Here is a 1571-nt window from a genome sequence, read left to right on the forward strand (position 1 = left end):
TAGGAACATTTTTATTCTCGATTGCCGGTAAATGGGATCATACCATTTTACCTGAGAGTTATACAATGGATTGGTATATTGAATTATTTCAAGATGAACGGTTTTATGATGCTTTTCGACGAACGCTGTTTTTAATTGTCATGTCTGTAGGTCTTAGTGTTGTTATTATGCTTCCGACTATCTTTATCATCACGGTATATTTCAGTAAATGGGAAGGATTACTTCAAGCAGCAGCTATGCTTCCTTATGGAATTCCTCCCATTGTTGGAGCTGTAGGATTAATCAAGGTATATTCAGATGGACCGATTCAAATTGCCGGAACACCTTGGATTTTAATCGGTGCCTATTTCATAACGATTCTGCCATTTATGTATCAAGGTATTCGTAGCAGTCTTCGTACGATTAATGCCGTGCAGCTTGTTGATGCAGCTGAATTACTGGGTGCTACAAAATTCCAGTCGTTTCGCACAGTGGTGTTTCCAAATATTATATCTGGTATTTTAGTGTCTACCTTATTATCAGTCGCTCTTTTATTTAGTGAGTTTGCTTTTGCTAATTTGCTTGTAGGGGGCCGATTTGAAACCATTCAAATTTATCTTGCCGACAAACTAAACAGCAGTGGTCACTTAACAAGTGCAATTGTTATTACTTATTATTCAATGATTTTACTTTTAACGGGGATTGTATTAAAACTTACGTTTAGAAACGAAAAAAATCCTGTCGTGTCAAATAAGAAGCGAATTCTTTCATTTTTTAAAAAACAACACTGTAATAAAAATACTGCTATAGAAGGTGAAAAGTAATGAACTATGTAACCATCGATCAAGTGACTAAGGGGTATGAAAATCAAGTCGTTCTAAATGACATTTCTTTAACATTAAAAAAAGGAGAATTTGCTACACTTCTTGGGCAAAGCGGATGCGGGAAAAGTACATTATTACGTTCCATTGCGGGGCTTGAAGGTGTTGATGTAGGAAGAATCTTAATTGATGGAAAAGATATTACTAATTTATCACCGCGTCAGCGTGAAGTCGGTATGGTTTTTCAGTCTTATGCGCTTTTCCCAAATATGAGCGTTTTTGACAATATCGCGTACGGGCTTAAAATGAAGAAGGTAAAAAATATTAAATCAAAAGTGAAAAATATGATTGATATGGTTGATTTGATAGGAAAAGAAGAGTCGTATCCTCATCAATTATCTGGTGGACAACAGCAGAGGGTTGCTCTTGCCCGTGCGCTTGTCATGGAGCCGAAAGTACTGCTTTTGGATGAGCCGTTAAGCGCATTGGATGCTAAAATTAGAAAAAGCTTGCAAAAAGAATTAAAGAGAATACAGAAAGAATTAGATATTACAACTATTTTTGTTACTCATGATCAGGAAGAAGCAATGACGATGTCTGATCGAATTTTTGTCATGAATAAAGGAAAAGTTGTACAATCCGGTTCTCCATCAGAAATTTATACTTCTCCAGTCAATACATTTGTTGCAAAATTTATCGGAAATTATAATGTTTGTAATATGGAAGTTTTCCATAAACTTGTTCGCAGCACAGAATTAAAAGGGAATGAAG

At 35.6% G+C, this 1571-nt stretch carries 2 protein-coding genes; both read left to right on the forward strand.

The window, feature by feature from the left end:
* Window positions 1–803, forward strand: an 803-nt coding sequence (locus AC1DUW_RS28250) for an ABC transporter permease (RefSeq protein WP_477644107.1), incomplete at its 5' end; no start/stop codon positions are given.
* A partial coding sequence (locus tag AC1DUW_RS28255) for an ABC transporter ATP-binding protein (protein ID WP_477644108.1) occupies window positions 803–1571 on the forward strand: 769 nt, incomplete at its 3' end. The genes AC1DUW_RS28250 and AC1DUW_RS28255, both read left to right, overlap by 1 nt.

Source organism: Peribacillus sp. P4_C12 (assembly GCF_056402095.1).